A 17858-nucleotide genomic window follows, 5' to 3' on the forward strand; every position below is an offset into this window, starting at 1 on the left:
GATGCCGAATCCCTACCTCAACCGGGTTGCGATTCGTGACCCCGCCCAGTTTTACGGACGGCGGCGGGAAGTGGCCCGCATTTTTTCCCGCCTTGGCGCTGACCGTCCGCAGTCGATCGCCGTCGTAGGCGAACGGCGCATCGGCAAGTCGTCGCTGTTGAACTACTTATGTGTCCCGGAAGTGCAGCGTCAGTACCTTGCCCGTCCCGACGAATATGTGTTCGTCTTCATGGACCTTCAGCAGCGCCGGCGGGTGGCACTCGATGATTTCCTTCAGACCTGGCTGGTGGAAATTCAGCGCAGGGCTGCCCTTCCCGTGACCGAAAAGCCGGGCTTCGACGGTATCTATGCCGCCCTCAACCAGTTGCGGGCCGAGCGGCGCAAGCTCATCGCCATTTTCGATGAGTTTGACGTGCTGACCTCCAACCGGTCATTTTCGGCCGACTTCTTTGCCTTTCTGCGTTCCCTGGCCAACAACTACGAAGTCGCTTACGTGACTTCTTCCGGGCGTGAACTCCAGGAACTGTGTCACGCCGACCAGATTGCTGACTCGCCCTTTTTCAACATCTTCACGAACATTTATCTGCGGGCTTTTCCCGACGCGGATGCTTATGAACTCATCACCCGTCCATCCGAACAGAGCGGCCTTCCACTGGCCCCTTATGCGGAGGACATCCGGCGTCTGAGTGGCAACTTCCCGTTTTACCTGCAAATCGCCTGCTCGATTTATTTCGAGCAGCTCCAGGATACGGGCCGCCTCGACATCCCGGCCATCGAGGAAGCCTTCGACGATGAAGTGCGGGGACACTTTCGCTACCTCTGGGAGCATTTTTCCGCCGATGAGCGTGCCGTCTGCCAAGCAGTGGCCAACGGTCAGCCGGTGCTGCGCGAGCACACCTACGTGTTTGAGGATTTCAAGCGCGCCGGCTACATCCTCACTGAGTCAGATGGCCGTCCCCGCTGGTTCTCCCGGCGTTTTCTGCCCGTGGTGTTGCATCCCGGGCGTGGTGGCAGCGGTGAGTATGTGGCCGTCCCGCCGACCCTTGAAATGCCGGCGGCCGCGCGGCGCGCCACAGCACAGGACACACCGCGTCGTCTTGGCGTGGAGGGGCCATCGCCTGTGCCTTCCCACCTGGGACGTTTCGAGATCATCGAGCGGCTTGGCGGCGGCGGTATGGGAGAGGTGTTTCTGGCCCGCGATGCCGAACTGGGGCGCAAGGTCGCCATCAAGGTGCTCAAAGCCTGCTATGCCGATCAGTCGGAAACCCGCCAGCGTTTTCTGCGGGAAGCGCGGATGGTATCGAGCCTCAACCATCCCCACATCGCCACCCTGTACGAAATCGGGGAAGCCAACGGGCTGCCCTATCTCGTGATGGAATATGTGCGGGGCAAAACCATCGCCCAGTGCCTCCGGGAACAGGGGCCGTTTCCCTGCGCTGAAGTGTGTCGGATTGGCGCCCAGGCCGCCGAAGGGCTGGCTGCCGCCCATGCCATTGGCGTCATTCACCGCGACATCAAACCTTCCAACCTGCAACTCGATGCCCAGGGCAACGTGCGCATCATTGACTTTGGCTTGGCCAAGCTCGATGCCACGGTGGGACGAACACACTTCTCCAGTTCGGACGACCACCTGCGCGCCGTGTCGGACATCACCGAAACAGGGGTTCTGGTTGGAACCGTCACCTACATGTCACCCGAACAGGCGGCCAATGACGCCCAAGTGTCGCTGGCTGGAGATGTGTTTTCGTTGGGCATCGTACTATACGAAATGACGACCGGGCGGCTGCCGTTTGATGGGAAGTCCTACTACGACGTGATGGATGCCATTTTGCATGCCACCCCTGCGCCCATTCGGGACTGGCGGCCCGACGCGCCAGCGGCGCTGGTGCGCGCGATTGACGCCGCCCTTGCCAAAAAACCGGAGGCGCGTCCCACGGCAGCCGCCCTGGCCAGGATGCTGCGGCAGGCAGCTCAATCTCCGGCTCTTGCTTCGCTCACCTGAGTCAGCCGCAGCGTCCGCCCCTGGGTGATGTCGGCTTCAGTGGCCACGGCGGCAAAGACACCTTCCGGGGTCACGATGCGGTAGGGGGCCAGGGCAGACAGCGTGGTGAGCGGCGACCGCTCCTGGGCGTACGGAACCCGCCGGACAAAGCGCCCTTCAGCATCGGCCACGACTTCATCCAGGTAGTCGAACTCGCGTTGGAAGTACGTCCGAATGCGTGTGCTGATCTGCACCCGCGCGCCGGGGGTGGTCTGTCCGGTGATGAGCGCGCCCGGCACACGCTCGAAGACCTTGGCGGCCGCATGCGGCTGCTTGAACAGAGGATAGTCCGTTTCAAAGTCGCTTTCATACACCAGACGGAGTTGGGTCAGCGCTGCGTCACCCCGGGGAATACCTTCATCGGCCACCAGCCGGGCATAGAGCGAAGCTTTCATCTGTTCGTTCCAGTCTTCCCAGGGCGGTGACGTTCCCGTAACCGGGTCCCAGAGGGCATTGTACACGGTCGCTTTGGGCAGGAGTGGTGTGATGAGAACGTAGCGCACCCGGCGCGCTTCCATAAGCTGAAATGATGCTTCTGGCGGGAACGCCAGCATAGCCGCGCCGTCGCGGATGCCGAGGCGCAGCGGTTGGGTGTGGCCGAGTGGGGACGCCACGGTTGGCCGGCCGGCAATCCCGATGACCCAGTGGCCGGGCGTCCAGTCGCACAAAACGGCGTAATCGTGGGCCTGGTCGCCCTGTGGACTCGTCGCCGGCGTATGCGTTGCCAGCCAGCGCAGAGTGGGTTCGGCATCCACGAAGGCTCCGGTCGGTGAGACGACATAGGTTGGTGCGCGAATGGTGAAACTAAGCGTCGGGGCCAGCATTCCGGCAAACAGCACGGCCGGCAGGATGACCCAGAGGAGCGTTTGATGTTGTGACCAGCGGGCCAGCCAGTCCGGCAGCCGAACCAGTGCCAAGGCGATGACCACTGCAAAGGGGACAGCAAACAGGCCGCTGAACTTGAGCTGAAGCAGCGCCAATCCCGTCGTGAGCAGGGAGATGAACCAGAGCATCCAGTGTGGAACGGCGTCCGGCCGGGACTTCTGCCACGCCTCCCATGCTACGGCTACCCACGCCAGCGGCAGCAGCCAGAGAAAGCCGGTGTAGTTGTTTGTGATGTCGGTAAAGGATAACCGGAACAATGGCTGACTCTCGAAGATCGTCGCCAGCCACGGATCGGCGGCACCGATGTGCTGCACCCCGTACTGCACGAAATACCAGACCTCACCCAGTTCCGCGCGGGGCAGGACACCGATGCCTAACCCGACCCAGGCCAGAAACCACCCGCTCTGCCAGTGCCGGCTTTGGCTCCTGCCCTTCCCTCCCGTCGTCCAGCCCAAGGCCGCCAGTGTTGCCCCAGCCGCCAGCCAACCGGTCAGCCAGGCCGTCGTGAGCGCCGGGTTGACACCGTGGAGTTCAGCTATCCGGGTCGCGGCAAAGGGGGCCAGACCGACGAGAAGGGTCAGCCACGCCCAAAGGCTGACGCGAAGATGCGCCTGCCGGGCCGCCGGCTTGGAGCGGTACAGAAGCCATCCCCCCAGCGTGACCAGGGCGTGCAGCCCGACGAGCAGGGGCAGGATGGTGGCACAGAGCAGCCCGATGGCGAGGGCGCTGCCAGCCACGACTCCGTGCCGGTTCGCCGGATGCTCCCGCACCATAGCCCACAGGTAGAGTCCCGTGCAGAGGGGTTCAAAGACGTGGTGATCCACATAACCAATGGCGCACACCACCCAGAGCGATGGCAGCCAGGCGAGGATAAGTCCGGCAGTCACTCCGGCCCAGACACCGCCCAGGCGGGTGGCGATGACATAGCCCAGGCAGGGCGTGAACGCTCCGAGGAGCGGCGTCAGCCAACAGGCGACGGCCGTTGTCCAACCCTCATCCGGCCGGCCGCTCCCCTGGAAAAGGGTGTAGGTCGCCTGCGCCACAAAGGCATAGAGCCAGTCGAACCCAAAGGGCCAGTTGACGCGCGCGCCATCGGGAAAGTTGACGTAGTGATCCACGTCGGGCACCTGCAGGCCGTGCGCGACCGCGAAATGAATGCGGCGCAGGTGGTAAAACGAGTCCGTCGAAATCGGAAAGATACCGAAATCTGTAAAAACGCCGTCAAAATTCGACAGCCGAACAGCAAAGCTCAGGAAATAGAGGAGCGCCATCATCACAGCCGACCGGTACAGCAGGCGGTGCATACCGGTCGGCAGCGAAGCTGGCGTTGTTGTCATGTCAAGCTGCCTGCTATCAAGAATGTGCGCAAAAGTGCGCACGGTTCTCTTCCTGCCCCGACGTGTCCTGTTGACCACCGTCGTATCTGACAGGCGTGACTTTCCCGACTACGGCGGGGACGGTCCCCGCCGCAGCGCCGCCATTGCTGGACGGACTCGCCACGGGTAGGGCCGTTTCGGTTGCCAGCCGTTTCAGGTTCAGCTTCAGGTTCAGCGCCGCGAGGCAGCGGTTGCTGTCCGTTCGGGCCACCGGAATCAGCCTTCCTTCGCGTTCCCAACGCTGCAACGTCCTGACCGGGACACCGGGAAGTTTTGCCGCCTTGCCTGTGCTGATCGTGCTTTCCATGAGCATGATTATACACTATCGCGTACTATACGGCAAGCTAGAGTCCGTCTCCGCCCTAAAGGATGAAACGACGCCACCCTTGCCGCCTGAAAACCGGGGCCACTGTTCCGGCTTCAAGCTCTGAAATCATCGGTGATACGCCGCCACTCTTCTACGACCGCAGCAATGTCGCTGCGCTCGCGGGAGAGTCGTTTCTGATCGTGTGGGTTGGCTTCTTCGAGCAGGCTTTCCAAAGCCCGCAGGGTGAGGTTGGCGGCGGCCAGCGCCTCTGTCCGATCACCCCGCGCCCAGCGGCAGCGCGCGATGACCCACTGGGCACGCCATTCGACATCCCGGTCTCCCAGTTCCCGCGCCGTTGCGGCGGCCGACACACTGCGGTCGAGCGCCAGGGTCAGTTCCTTGCGGATGAGATGGACTTCGCCAAGGGTCTGAAGCATCTCGGCGCGTACCTGAGCGTCATCCGTGGTGCGGTTCAGTACTTGGGCTTCTTCGAGCAGTTGCATGGCTTCCCGGAGGTTGCCGGTACGGGTGTACATCTGCGCGGCATTGACAAGCGCCATTTCCAGCACCCGCTGGTTTTTGTTTTCACGCGCACTCCGAATCGCCAGGCGGTAGTAGGCCAGGGCATCGGCGTAGCGTCCTTCCTGCCGGAAGGTATCGCCAATGTTGTTGAGCATCGCCCCCTCACTGGCGCGGTCGTTGATTTCGCGCATGATCTGAACGGCCCGCTGGTAGCAGTCACGGGCGCGGGCGACCTGTCCCTGGCTGTGGAACGCCGAAGCCATCAGCATCAGGCCCTTGCGCTCAATGTCGCGGTCGCCGGTGGCCCGTGCCGTCTGGAGCATCTCGCGCCACGTGGATTCCAGAGACACCACACTCTGCAACACGCTCTGTAGCGCGTGAGGCTGGCCGGGATGGGCTTCACGGTGTGGTGCAGCCGACGCTTGACTTTGATCTTCAGCAACGGCCCCCGCCAGGCGACCACTGTTGAAAAGCTCGCCCATGCCAAGATTTTCAGCAAAGGCGGCCACGTCGTTGAGCAGTTCTTCGAGTGAAAACTCGCTCGCTTCGCTCCCACGTCCCGTACTGCGTGCCATCGTCAGGCTGTGCAGGGCATCCAGATCGCTGGGCATTTCAGCCCCACCCGGCTCTGCGACGGCCGGCGGCCTGGCGGCCGGTGGCGGTACGGGCGGGGGTGGTGGGGTGGAAGCCAGCCATTTGGTAGGTTCCGGCTCCGGTATCGGGGGGGCGGTTTTCACTTCCCCGGCCTTGGCGCTTTCGGCCTTGGCGCTGACTGGCACTGCCGCAATGGACCCGGTTTCATCCAGCAGTGAGGTGGCTTTGCCGGCGGGTGCCTGGTCCGCTTTCAGGGCCACGGTGGCTTTGGGTTCCAGTGGGCGCGTGGCAAGGGCGCGGTCAAGCCGCACCTTGAGGTCGAACACCGGTCGTTTGTCCTCCAGGAAGGCGGACGCTACGGTGTCGTCGGGAAGATAGGACTGAAGCGTGGTAATCACCGAGAGCGCTTCTTCGATGGCGGACTGGGCGTTGGCAAAGTCCTGGCGCTGCATGAAGCATTCCGCGAGACCGTAGGCCGCAATCCACCGGACATGAGGTGACTCGACTTCCCGCGCCAGTTCGCGCGCGCGGGCATAGCAACTCTCTGCCGCCGCAAAGTCTCCCTCTGCCCGTTGGGTGTCGCCCATCTCGACCAGAATTTCGGCTTCAATGGGGGTGACTTCTGCGGTTTCAGCCAGAAGCAGGGCCGCTTGCAGCGTACTCAGGGCAGACTTGGCATCGCTGCGCCGCCGCCGAATCCGTCCGACATTGAGCAGGTAGCGCGCTTCAGCCGCACCGTTGCCGATGTCACGGGCAATATCCACCGCCTGCTGGACGTATTCCATCGCTTCCGTGTCGTTGCCGCGCCGCATGAAGACTTCGCCCAGTCCGTTGAGCGCCACCGACTCACCATAGCGGTGGCCGAGGGCGTAGGCAATGCGCAGGGAGCCGGCATAGCATTCCTGCGCTTCGTCCAGATGGGCCAGTTGCAGGTGGATAGACCCCAGCAGTGCCAGCGCCCGGCGTTCCTCAAAGATGTTGCCGAGATGGCGCACCATGGTCAGTGCCTGCCGGGCGTCGGACAGGGCTTCGGCATACTTGCCCCGCTGGACATTGACAGCCGCATTGACCAGACGGGCCGCCGCCTGGCCGCTGCGATCCCCGGCCCGTTCGGCAACATAAAGCGCTTCGTCAACAGCCTGGAGTGCCGCCGTCAGGCGGCCGCGTTCGACATGGGCCGTGGCCGTGACAAGCAGGGCCAGGCACAAACCGGCAGCATCGTCACGGGCGCGAAGCATAGGCAACGCAGCAGCGGTGAGTTGCAGGGCACCTTCGGCATCGCCCGTCAGATTGGACAGGCGTGCCAGGCTGACCTGCGTGCGCCCCAGCCAGGTCAGCTCATGGGCCTGACACAGTTCAAGCGCACGTTCCAGCGCCTGCCGTGCATCGTCGGGCTGGGCGCACTCGATGAGCAGGTTGCCGTACGTCAGACGATAGCGCGCCTCTTCATCAGGGCTGAGCGGTGGCTTCGCACCTTCACTCTGAAGATGCTGGAGCGCTTGGGCAACCCACCCGAAAAACTTCCCCGCGTCGGCGAAAGCGTAGAGATTCCAGCGGGCATAACCGGCCTCAAGGGCGTATTCAATGGCTTTGCGCCATTCTTCGGCCCGGAAGTAGTGGTAGGCCAGATCGCTGGCCGTGAAATCCTGGCGTCCGAGCGCCGCCGCCGAAGCCCGTGGTGAGGCGGCCTGCTGCTCCAGGCGCTCGGCAATCCGGGCATGCAGGCGCTTCCGCCGCCGCCGGGTGATGCGCCGGTAGAGCACGCGGTGCACCATGGTGTTGACAAAGCTGTACCGGTCTTCCCGCCAGCCGGCCATTTCCCGAATCAGCCCCAGCTTGAGGGCGTTTTCGATATGCCGCAGCAGGTCTTCTTCCGTGGACTCCGTCAGAAACTGCAGGAGGTCAAAGGTGAATTCCTCACCAATCACCGCCGCGTGGGCCAGCACGTCAGCCAGGTCGTCATCGAGCCGCACGAGCAGCGGTTTGACCAGCGCGACAATGGATTCCGGCAAATCGAACTCATCCACATCCTGGCAGACCCAGCCCGTTTCCTCGCCATGCGAAATCTGTCCGCTGGCAATCATGGCGTTGACGACTTCACAGACGTAGTACGGGTTGCCCTTCGTTTCCTCGGCCAGCATCAGCGCGACACTGACCGGCAGGCGCACCTGAGCGCCGAGCAGTCCCTCGACCATCAGGCGGATTTCACTGCTGGAGAGCGGCGGCAGCTTGATCTGGTCATAGCCGCCCACATCGTCCAGCGATTGCAACCAGTTCCGTAAGGCGGGTGTGCCGTCGGGCAGGCTCGTGAACGGACGACAGGCAATGATGGCCAACAGCCGGTCCTGCCGCGTCTGGCGCAGCAAATGTTCGATGAAGTCCAACAGAAGCGGGTCGGCGTGGTGTGCATCATCGAGAAAGAACACTGCTCCCCGTTCGCGGGCCAGCAGACGGCACAGATAGGTCAGGTCGGCAAAAAAACTGTTCCGGTCGGCCGCCAGACGTGCCGCCAGCTTGGAAGCGTAAGATTCGTCGCACAGGTTGGCAAAGAACGTCCCGTCCAAAAACTGCTCATCAGCCGGTGACAATGACCGTACGGCGCGCAGTTCCGGGTTGAAGTAGGCCATCGCGGCCATGCGGATGTCGGACAGGGGAAGCTGTCCGGCGGCGGCGCGGGTGGGGTCGCAGCGCATGCGCAGCAGGATCGGCTGACCTTCGCCCACGTCCTCCAGCCGAATCATGAACTGTTCGATAAGGCGGGTTTTACCAATGCCGGCTTCACCAAAAATGACCACCGGCCGTCCCCGGCGGGTCGTCACCGACTGCCAGGCCGCAATGAGGACACCAAGTTCCGGCGTGCGACCGACAAACTCCCCGCCGCTCATGCCGGTTGGGAGATGAACTGAACTGGGCGGAAGTGTGCTGGATTTCGGCAGGGCCGGGGCCTCGGCCGGCACCACCCGGGTGAAGGGGCCTGGAGCTGCCGTGGAGGACTCCAGTGGCAGCGCTGGAATGCCCTGGGGAGTCACCATAGAGACACTGCCCGGTGCAAGCTGACGTTGCACGCTGCGAAAGGCCTCGGCGAATTCCTCGGCCGTCTGGTAGCGGTTGGCCGGTGATTTTTCCAGCGCCCGCATCACAATCGCTTCGAGCGCCGGGGGGATTTCAGGCCGCAACTCGCGCAGTGGTTTGGGTTTTTGTTTGACCTGGGCAATGACCGTGGCCAGTGGGGTCGGCTCGTCGAAGGGAAGCTTGCCGGTGAGCATCTCGTAGGCAATGATGCCAATGCTATAGACATCCGACCGTCCATCAATCCGATGGGCCTGGCATTGTTCGGGCGACATGTACTGCGGTGTCCCGATGATCCCCGTGCCGGTGAGGTTCATCAGGTTGGGGTTGTTCATCGCCAACTTGGCAATCCCGAAGTCGAGCACCTTGACGGTTTCACCCGTGCGCAGTTTTTCCAGCATGATGTTGGCTGGTTTGAGGTCGCGGTGGATGATGCCTTCAGCATGCGCGGCATGTACGGCGTCACACACCGGCGCCAGCACCGACACCACCCGCAGGGGGGAAAGCGTCTTGGCCTGCTGAAGCTCGTGGGCCAGGCTATGCCCTTCGATGAACTCCATGACGATGTAGGCTTCGCCAATGGCGCTCATCCCGTAGTCGTAAATGGTGATGGCATTGGGATGCTTGAGGCGGCCCGACAGCAGAGCTTCCCGGCGGAAACGTTCCAGCGCTGCCGGATTGGAGACCAGGTCCGCATTGAGAATCTTGAGGGCGACCCGCCGCTGCATCGTGGTGTGGATGGCTTCATAGACAGCACCCATCCCGCCACGTCCGACCATGCGCACAATCTGGTACTTCCCATCCACCACACGCGCCACGGTGGAGGGTTTGTCCGAAGCCAGTGGCGCTCCGTCCTGCGGACAGATGTTGTATTCATCAGGATAAGTCGCACCACACTTCGGACAGGACTTCATGGCAGAAAATTATGGGCATGAGAAACCGGAACCCATCGTTCATGCACCGTGCTCAGGGTCAACCGGAGGGGTCGCCGGACAACATACAGCGCCACCCGGCTGTCCGCCGGATGCCACCAGGCTGATAAAAGCGCAGAAAACGTCAGAGTATCGGGAGACATTCCGGCTGGCAAGAAACACACGTGGTCGTTGTAGAAACATCGCCGGTGCTACCCCTATCCGAGTGCCGCGCCGTTTGTTGCAATGACCTGAGCATACCACGCAAAGGAATCCTTCGGGGTGCGAACCTGTGTGTCATAGTCCACATACACCAGCCCGAAACGCTGCTTGTAGCCCTCGGCCCATTCAAAGTTGTCCAGGATGGACCAGTGAAAGTACCCCTGCACCGGCACTCCTTCCCCGACGGCACGGCGTAGTTCGCGCAGGTAGCGCGTTGTGAAATCAATGCGCTGCGGGTCGTGAACTTTTCCATCAAGCGCCACCCAGTCGCGCAGCGCCAGTCCGTTTTCCGTGATGTATATCGGTCTTTTGTAACGTTCGTGGAAAAATTTCGGGCCCCACCGGAGGGCTTCCGGCGTCACGGGCCAGTCAAAGGCCGTCAGTGGGGTGGCCGGCGTCGGAATGACGACCCGCGGGCCACCACGTCCGTCGGACTGAATCTTAAACCCGAAGTAGATGTTGACGCCACAGAAGTCCACCGGCGTCGAAATGATGGCCATATCCCCGTCCGCCACCTGCGGCGCGTCGGCCTTGTACAGCGCCAGCCCTTCGGCCGGATACTCACCGAGAAAGACCGGGTCCATCCACCAGGCGTTGTTGAACGGGTTTTTGAGCGGAAGCCCGACCGAGGCGTTGAACAGAAAACCGTAGCCCTGAATCCCGAAGTTGAACGCGCGCGCAGCGGCGATGTCTTCGGGTTGCTCGGTGGCAGGGTAGGCAATGGGCGTTGCCGGCGCAAAGCCAATCCGGGCCTGTTTGACGTGGGCGCGCAACGCCTGAACACCTTTCCCATGCGCCAGCAGCGCGTGATGGCCTGCCTGAAGCACGTCCTTGAGGGGCAGCACCAACCCCGGAGCATGCCGCCCCACCTGGTAGCCCAGCGTGATGAACACCTGCGGCTCGTTGAGGGTCATCCAGTAGGTGATGCGGTCGCCCAGCCGCCGGGCGGCGACGGTCGTGTATTCGGCAAACCAGTTGGCGCTGTCGCGGTTGGTCCAGCCCCCGCGCTGGTGCAGTGCCAGCGGCAGGTCCCAGTGATACAGCGTGCAGAAGGGCGTTATCCCGGCCGCCAGCAGTTCGTCCACCAGGCGGTCGTAGAAATCCAGTCCCCTGACGTTGACCGTCCCGGTGCCTTCCGGGAGGATGCGCGCCCAGGCGAGGCTGAAGCGGTACGCCCTGAGGCCCAGCTTTTTCATCAGGGACACGTCTTCCTTGTACCGCCGGTAGTGGTCACAGGCGACATCGCCTGTATGGCCGCGCCAGATGGCATTCGGTTTGCGCACGAACATGTCCCAGATGGACTGCCCCTTGCCGTCGGCATCCATGGCGCCTTCGATCTGGTAGGCCGCCGTGGCCGCACCCCACTGAAAGCCAGCGGGGAAGGTTGTTCCGGCTGGCTTCTGGCTGGTGCGTGGCTTGCGCGAGGGGGTCTGCGGTGTTGCAGCGGACGTCACACTGCCGGCTGCCAGGGCGGCCGTGGTCGTCAGGGTTGAGGCCAGAAAGCGCCGCCGGGAAGCCCGGCGGCGGGATGGGACGTCAGTCTCTTTTGTGACCGGTGTTTCAACGGGGAGCTTGTCCATGGACATTTGGCACTTCGGTTTCCTGGTCGGATGAAGGGTGGATGGTGGTTCGATAATGATAGCTTCCATCCCGGAGTTCGAGAATGACCGCCGGTTTGACAGCATTCCGATTGGCGTCGAGCGAAATTGTGCCGGTGACGCCAGGAAAATCACGGGTGGCCGCCAGGGCGTCGCGGATTTTTTCGCCGTCGGTGCTGTTGGCCCGTTCAATGGCGGCGTAGAGCACCTGCGCGCCGTCGTAAGCCAGCGCGGCCAGGGCATCGGGGGTGTCGCCGTACCGCTGGCGGTAGGCGGCAATGAACGCCTGCACCCGTGGGTCCGGGTTGTCCACAGAGTAGTGGTTCGTGATGAAACAGCCGTCGAGGGCTTCCTTCCCGCCGCGCCACAGGTCGGGGGAATCCCAGCCGTCGCCGCCGATGAAGGGCACCCGGATGCCGAGTTCCCGCGCCTGTTTGATGATCTGTCCCACGTCGCCGTAGTAGCCCGGTGCATAAATGAAGTCCACGCCGGCTTCCCGGATGCCCGTCAGTTGCGCGTTGAAGCTGGCATCGCCGGCCTGGTAGTTCTTTTCGATGACAACCGTGCCGCCGAGCCGCGTGAAACTTTCCCGAAACGATTTGGTGAGACCTACGCTGTAATCGTTCTTGACATCCGTGATGATGGCCGCGCGCCGCAGCTTGAGGTCCTGGACGGCGAACTTCGCGGCGGCTTCACCCTGGAAGGGGTCAATGAAGCAGACCCGAAAGATGAAATCGCCCTTGCGTGTGACCTTCTCGTTGGTCGAGGAAGGCGTCAGCATGGGAACTCGCTTCTGCTGGCACACAGATGCCGCCACGATGCTGCGCGCCGAGCCAACCTCGCCCAGAACGGCGATGACCTTTTCGCGCGTCACAAGGCGCGTGACGACGGTTTTGGCTTCTTCCGGCTGGCCGCGGTCGTCTTCGAGGATGAGTTCGATGCGCGAGCCGCGAATCCCGCCGGCTGCATTGCGTTGTTCGGTGGCGAGGCGGATGCCTCCCATAGACGACGTGCCGAAGGTCGCCGTGTCGCCGGTCATCGGCATATAGACGCCAATTTTCAGCACCGGAGGAAGTCCGTCGCCAACGGCGGCCCGGCCTTTGCGTTCACAGCCAGCAACGCTCACCAGGACCACCAACACCAGCCAGCACCATATCAGGCGCCACAGGCCAAACGACGGTGGGAGTACAGAAAGGCGCAAAGCAGAACCCGTGTGGGGCAGTCGCCTGCCACAACGCAGGTTATTCCAGCAACCCCAGCAGTTGGCGCTGGAGGGTGATGAGTTCACGGATGCCCTGCATGGCCAGATCGAGGAGCGCATTCATGTTCTCCCGTGAGAAGGGACGCTGTTCGGCCGTCCCCTGCACCTCGACGAGGCGGCCATCACCTGTCCCGACGACATTCATATCCACTTCAGCCTTGGAATCTTCATTGTAATCGAGGTCCAGCAGGGGCGTGCCATTGACCGTTCCGACACTGACGGCAGCCAGGTAGTCCTTCACCGGCATATCCGTCACGACGCCGGCGGCCTGCAGTTTGCGGGCTGCCAGGACGAGTGCCACAAACGCGCCGGTGATGGCTGCCGTGCGCGTGCCGCCGTCAGCCTGAATGACGTCACAATCGAGGTAAATCGTCCGTTCGCCCAGCTTGGTAAAGTCCACGACGGCGCGCAGGCTGCGCCCAATCAGGCGTTGAATCTCGTGCGTCCGCCCGGAGGGATTTCCACGGGTGACTTCCCGTGGAGTGCGCTGATCGGTCGCGCGCGGCAGCATAGCGTATTCGGCCGTCACCCAGCCGGTGCCCTTGCCCTTGAGAAACGGCGGCACTTTTTCTTCGACACTGGCCAGGCAGATGACCCGCGTATCACCAAATTCGACCTGTACCGACCCTTCCGCGTACTTGTTGACATGTGGCGTCAACTGTACCGTTCGCAGGGCATTGGGGGCGCGCCCACCACTTCGCATGGCTGATGTCTTCCGGTTGTTCTGGATGTTGTCCGCGTTGTTTCACAACTCCGGCAACGTGACAAGCCCCTTGTATCAGGAGAGGGCACGTTCGGGAGCAGGCAAAGCCACTTCAGCCGGCGACGGCGCGTTCCACGGCCGCAACGACGCGCTCCCAGGTGGCGTCGGTCATTTCCGGCCAGATCGGCAGACTCAGGACTTCAGCCGCAGCCGTCTCACTCACGGGTTGGGGCGGAAAGCATCCGGCATAGACCGGAAGCCGGTGGATAGGCGTCGGGTAGTACACCATGGTTCCGATGCCCTGCACCTGGAGCGCCTGCCGGATGGCGTCCCGCCGCTCCCGTGGAAGGCGTACGGTGTACTGGTGGAAAACGTGCCCCGGAGTGACGGCCGGCGGCGTCACCCCAGGCAGTGAGGCGAGCCGGGCCGTATATCGCTCGGCCAGGCGTCGCCGGGCGGCGTTCCAGCCGGTCACATAGGGCAGTTTCACCCGCAGGATGGCCGCCTGAAGGCCATCGAGCCGCGAGTTGTAGCCGAGCATTTCGTTCTGGTAAGGCACAAGAGAGCCATGCGAGCGCAGCTTGCGGGCGCGTTCGGCAAGGCGGGCGTCGTTGGTGACAATGAGACCGCCATCGCCATACGCACCCAGATTTTTCGACGGGTAGAACGAAAACGCGCCCATCGTGCCCAGCGTCCCGACATAGCGCCCGTGCAGCCGCTTCTGGGTCGTCGGATGACAGCCCTGCCCGTTACAGCCGGCACATGGCGGCAGGTACTGTGCTCCAAACGCCTGGGCAGCATCCTCAATCACGGCCAGTCCATAACGTTCGGCCAGCTCCAGCAACGCGCCCATAGCTGCCGGACGCCCAAAAAGATGCACGGGCAGCAGAGCCTGGGTGCGGCTGGTGATCCGGGATGCCACGGCGTGTGGATCAAGGTTGAAGCTTTCGGCTTCGATGTCGGCAAAAACCGGCGTGGCCCCGACCAGACTGATGGCCTCGGCCGTGGCAAAGAAGGAAAACGGCGTGGTGATGACCTCGTCGCCCGGACCGATGTCGAGCGCTCGCAGGGCGATGACAAGCGCATCTGTGCCGGAGTTGACGCCCACGGCATGCGCCACACCCAGATGGTTAGCCACTTCATCCTCGAAGGCGGCCACTTCCTCACCCAGAACGAACTGGCGCGACCGGCACACCCGCTCAAAGGCCGCCTGAAGTGCCGGACGCAGCGCCTGGTACTGGGGTTCAAGGTCGAGAATCGGCACGAAGCCGTCGGGCATGGGCGTTGTTTCAGAGCAGGTCTTCGGCAAGCGGTTTGGCCAGCTCGGCCCGGGCGGCGACTTCGTTGAACTCCAGTCCAAAAGCAGCGCAGGCCGACTGTACCTCGTGAAGGGTGATGTCCGGCCGACCATACCACTCCCGCGCCCGTCCGACGACATGTGCTGCCTTGCGTGCCACTTCCTGTTCCGGCGTGAGCGTGCCGCTGCGTTTGAGGCGTGACTTGATCGGGGCTGATACCAGATGCAGTTCCGGCGCACTGTGCTCGGCCACGACCGGTTCGGGCGGACTGTGGCGGCTCTCGGCCGGGTCGCTGGAGTGATCGTTGCGGTCGGCGGATTTGAGGATTTCAGCCAGTCGCCGCGACAGCCGCGAGGTGTCCAGTTGCGTGCCGGGGGCGTGTCCGGGCGTACGGTCAGGGGCGTCCGAAGTGGCTTTGCCGTTCCCGGCTGTGAGTGGTTCCGGTCCGGGCAGTGGCGCTTCACCGTGGCGGGCACCCGGTGGATTGGAAGTCGGGGTTTCCCGCGCCCGGGCCGCCGCTTCGACCTGCTCGAACAGTTTTGCCAGCCGGGACTTTTCGGAAACCTGGGAAGGCGTCTCACGGTAGGCCACCGGGACAGCAGCCTGACCGTTCAGTGGTGCATTCGGGGTAAAGCGGTTCAATGGCTCGGCTGCCGGTGGCGACAGCGCCGCTTCCGACGGGCCGGATGGCCTGGCGTGGAGACCCTCATAAACCGGCAACAGGGCTGCTGCCAGCAGTTCATAGCGATCATCGAGGTTGCGCGTGTCGAGAATGTCACGAATGGCGTCCAGCGCCTGACGAAAAACCGTCTGGGTTTCGGACGACATCGTGGCCGCCAGCGCCGTGCCTTCAAGCTGGAGGCGGCCGTACCAGGACAGAAGCGCCTCATGGTCAGACACCGGCGGCAGGCGGAGACAGCGCAGCAGCGCCACGGCCCGGGTGTCGAGGGGCGCTGTCGGTTCAGAGGCAGTGTCACTGATGATGGAGCGTGTAAATGACGTGGATTTGCCCGCAGGAAGCTCCGGGGGAAGCGCCCGGTGACGATCCGCGCCGGTGCGAGCCTCGCCGGTGCGTGCGCCAAGACGGAAAGCCAGCAGCGCACCACCCACGGCCACGACCTGTCCTGCCAGCCCCAGCACTACGAAAAACAGCAGTTGCACTTCGTGATTCATCGTGCTGCTCACTTGTGAAATAAGGTCGGACGCAACGTGGAGACCAGCTCGTTATGTATGGCCGTGCTGTTGCACGCTTTCTCTTTCACCGTACATTGCCGGATGCGGCAAGCCAAGTTTCGTTTTGTAAGGTCTCATACATTTCATCATAACGGCGTCCTGTGGCATCCGGGCCGGACAAGGCGGGCCCGATGCCTGCCCGTGCCTGCCTTGTCGTCCCGGTCATCGTCATTTACCGTCGCGGATACGCGCCTTATCCCGGCGTATGCACCCTCTGTTTCAAGGAGGCCCCACAGTGGTGGCTCAAATTCTGGATGGGGCTTTGGTGGCCTCAAAACTCAATACCGAAACGGCTGCGCGGTGTGCTGACCTGACGGCGCGGGGCGTCCGGCCGGGGCTGGCCGCCGTGCTGGTCGGTGACAACCCGGCATCGCGTACCTATGTGAGCAGCAAAGCCAAAACCTGTACGCGGCTTGGGCTGTATTCGGAAGTCGTGACGTTGCCGGCGGAGACGACGACGGCCGAACTACTGGCGCTGGTTGCCACGCTCAACACCCGGACGGACATTCACGGCATCCTTGTCCAGATGCCGCTGCCGGCGCAGATTGATGCACAGGTCGTCATCCGGGCGATTGACCCGGAAAAAGACGTGGACGGTTTTCATCCGGTCAACGTCGGGCGTCTGGCGCTCAGGCAGGAAGGCTTCGTGCCATGTACGCCGGCCGGTGTCCTGGCTTTGCTTGACCATTACGACCTGCCACTGCGTGGGCAGCGCGCGGTGGTGCTGGGGCGGAGCACGATTGTCGGGCTGCCGCTTTCACTGTTGCTGCTCCACCGGGACGCCACCGTGACGATATGCCACTCACGGACAACCGACCTGGCGGCTGTGGCCCGGTCGGCAGACATTCTCATTGCGGCCATCGGGCGGACGGCCTTCGTCACGGAAACCTTCATCCGTCCCGGCGCGGTGGTCATTGATGTGGGCATCAACCAGGTGACGACCCAGGCGGATGTCCAGGCGTACTTTGGTGATGATCCGGCGCGTCTGGCCGACCTGGAAAAGAAAGGCTACACGTTGATTGGAGATGTGCATCCGCGCCAGGCGGCCGAGGTGGCTGGTTACATGACGCCGGTGCCGGGCGGCATCGGCCCGCTGACCATCGCCATGCTCATGCGCAACACCGTCCTGGCTGCCGAACGCGCTTGCCGCCGGTAGGGAATGGTTCATAATCGCCCGTGGTTCTTCCCCCACAAAGTATCAGAGCCATGTTTTCGCTTGCCTGTGGCGCATTGTCATGAAGGAGCCTTTGGACGCGCGTTTCTACATTGCGCCAATGCTGGAAAGCGACTTGCCGGCCGTCGTTGAACTGGAGCGCCTGGCAGGGCTGAGCCGGTGGGGATATGACGGCTACCGCACCGAGTTACTTCACAACCCGTTGGCCGTCATGCTGGTCGTACGGGGACAGTCGCCGTTTCTGCGCCGTTCCATCTACGGATTTCTGGCCGGACGGGTGCAGCTTTCGGCCCGGCACGACGGCCGCGAGCTGCACATTGCCAACATCGCCGTCTATCCCGAAGTCCAGCGCCGGGGTTTGGGGCGGCGGCTTCTGAAAGAAGCGCTCTACACGGGCCGCCTGTACGGTGCGACGACGGCTTTTCTCGAAGTGCGCCAGTCAAACCATGGCGCCCAGGCCCTGTATGCGTCGCTGGGGTTTGTCACCACGGCGCGCAAGCGCAACTTCTATACAGACCCGCCCGAAGATGGACTGCTGATGGAGTTGACCCTATGAGGTGTCCAGCCAGGGCCGGCAGGAGTGACGCTGCACTGGCAACAGACTCAGCCCATCCGCTTGTCCGGCGCTGACTTGGCCGGGCGGCAGGGAAGCTTTTACGATGGG

At 63.0% G+C, this 17858-nt stretch carries 10 protein-coding genes and 1 pseudogene; 3 read left to right on the forward strand and 8 right to left on the reverse strand.

Translation table 11 applies throughout. From position 1 onward, the window contains the following. Position 1: 1 nt before the first annotated feature. Positions 2-2002 (forward strand): protein kinase domain-containing protein, encoded by a 2001-nt coding sequence (locus CABTHER_RS15250; protein WP_014098809.1) that lies wholly within the window; start codon positions 2-4, stop codon positions 2000-2002. Here the strand turns inward: CABTHER_RS15250 and CABTHER_RS01515 are convergent. The 8 genes and pseudogenes from CABTHER_RS01515 to CABTHER_RS01550 form a co-directional block, all read right to left on the reverse strand. Beyond that, positions 1972-4263: an STT3 domain-containing protein gene (locus tag CABTHER_RS01515; RefSeq protein ID WP_014098810.1), complete on the reverse strand. Its 2292-nt coding sequence runs from the start codon at positions 4261-4263 to the stop codon at positions 1972-1974. The two genes, CABTHER_RS15250 and CABTHER_RS01515, sit on opposite strands and share 31 nt — an antisense overlap. Positions 4264-4483: 220 nt before the next feature. Continuing rightward, positions 4484-4615: pseudogene (locus CABTHER_RS17870) on the reverse strand (MerR family transcriptional regulator); the annotation flags it as partial. Between the two features lie 107 nt (positions 4616-4722). Beyond that, the gene (locus CABTHER_RS15255; protein WP_014098812.1) at positions 4723-9708 is read right to left on the reverse strand and encodes a protein kinase domain-containing protein; all 4986 of its coding nucleotides are present in this window, start codon (positions 9706-9708) and stop codon (positions 4723-4725) included. 215 nt (positions 9709-9923) lie between these two features. Next, positions 9924-11507 carry a glycoside hydrolase family 1 protein gene (locus CABTHER_RS01530; protein ID WP_014098813.1) on the reverse strand — a complete coding sequence of 528 codons (1584 nt, stop codon included), beginning with the start codon at positions 11505-11507 and terminating at the stop codon, positions 9924-9926. Further along, positions 11488-12651 carry an ABC transporter substrate-binding protein gene (locus CABTHER_RS01535; RefSeq protein ID WP_228374059.1) on the reverse strand — a complete coding sequence of 388 codons (1164 nt, stop codon included), beginning with the start codon at positions 12649-12651 and terminating at the stop codon, positions 11488-11490. Before CABTHER_RS01535 ends, CABTHER_RS01530 begins: the two co-directional genes overlap by 20 nt. 115 nt (positions 12652-12766) lie before the next feature. Next, positions 12767-13489, reverse strand: coding sequence for a ribonuclease PH (rph, locus tag CABTHER_RS01540; RefSeq protein ID WP_014098815.1), 723 nt, complete (start codon positions 13487-13489; stop codon positions 12767-12769). Positions 13490-13601: 112 nt separating this feature from the next. Continuing rightward, entirely contained in the window at positions 13602-14768 is a 1167-nt protein-coding gene (locus tag CABTHER_RS01545; protein ID WP_014098816.1) for a DegT/DnrJ/EryC1/StrS family aminotransferase, read from the reverse strand. Positions 14769-14778: 10 nt separating this feature from the next. Further along, positions 14779-15960: a hypothetical protein gene (locus CABTHER_RS01550; RefSeq protein WP_014098817.1), complete on the reverse strand. Its 1182-nt coding sequence runs from the start codon at positions 15958-15960 to the stop codon at positions 14779-14781. 295 nt (positions 15961-16255) lie between these two features. Between CABTHER_RS01550 and CABTHER_RS01555 the strand changes: the two genes are divergently transcribed. Beyond that, the gene (locus CABTHER_RS01555; protein WP_014098818.1) at positions 16256-17176 is read left to right on the forward strand and encodes a bifunctional 5,10-methylenetetrahydrofolate dehydrogenase/5,10-methenyltetrahydrofolate cyclohydrolase; all 921 of its coding nucleotides are present in this window, start codon (positions 16256-16258) and stop codon (positions 17174-17176) included. Between the two features lie 79 nt (positions 17177-17255). Further along, positions 17256-17750, forward strand: a complete 495-nt coding sequence (locus CABTHER_RS15260) for a GNAT family N-acetyltransferase (protein WP_014098819.1) — start codon at positions 17256-17258, stop codon at positions 17748-17750. Positions 17751-17858 lie beyond the last annotated feature (108 nt).

This window comes from Chloracidobacterium thermophilum B, assembly GCF_000226295.1.
In the GTDB taxonomy this organism is placed as follows: domain Bacteria; phylum Acidobacteriota; class Blastocatellia; order Chloracidobacteriales; family Chloracidobacteriaceae; genus Chloracidobacterium; species Chloracidobacterium thermophilum.

Coding starts and splice junctions, on each gene's coding strand:
- CABTHER_RS01550 (WP_014098817.1), bottom strand. CDS start 15,960: ATGAATCACGAAGTGCAACTGCTGTTTTTCGTAGTGCTGGGGCTGGCA.
- CABTHER_RS01515 (WP_014098810.1), bottom strand. CDS start 4,263: ATGACAACAACGCCAGCTTCGCTGCCGACCGGTATGCACCGCCTGCTG.
- CABTHER_RS15250 (WP_014098809.1), top strand. CDS start 2: ATGCCGAATCCCTACCTCAACCGGGTTGCGATTCGTGACCCCGCCCAG.
- CABTHER_RS01545 (WP_014098816.1), bottom strand. CDS start 14,768: ATGCCCGACGGCTTCGTGCCGATTCTCGACCTTGAACCCCAGTACCAG.
- CABTHER_RS15260 (WP_014098819.1), top strand. CDS start 17,256: ATGAAGGAGCCTTTGGACGCGCGTTTCTACATTGCGCCAATGCTGGAA.
- CABTHER_RS15255 (WP_014098812.1), bottom strand. CDS start 9,708: ATGAAGTCCTGTCCGAAGTGTGGTGCGACTTATCCTGATGAATACAAC.
- rph (WP_014098815.1), bottom strand. CDS start 13,489: ATGCGAAGTGGTGGGCGCGCCCCCAATGCCCTGCGAACGGTACAGTTG.
- CABTHER_RS01530 (WP_014098813.1), bottom strand. CDS start 11,507: ATGGACAAGCTCCCCGTTGAAACACCGGTCACAAAAGAGACTGACGTC.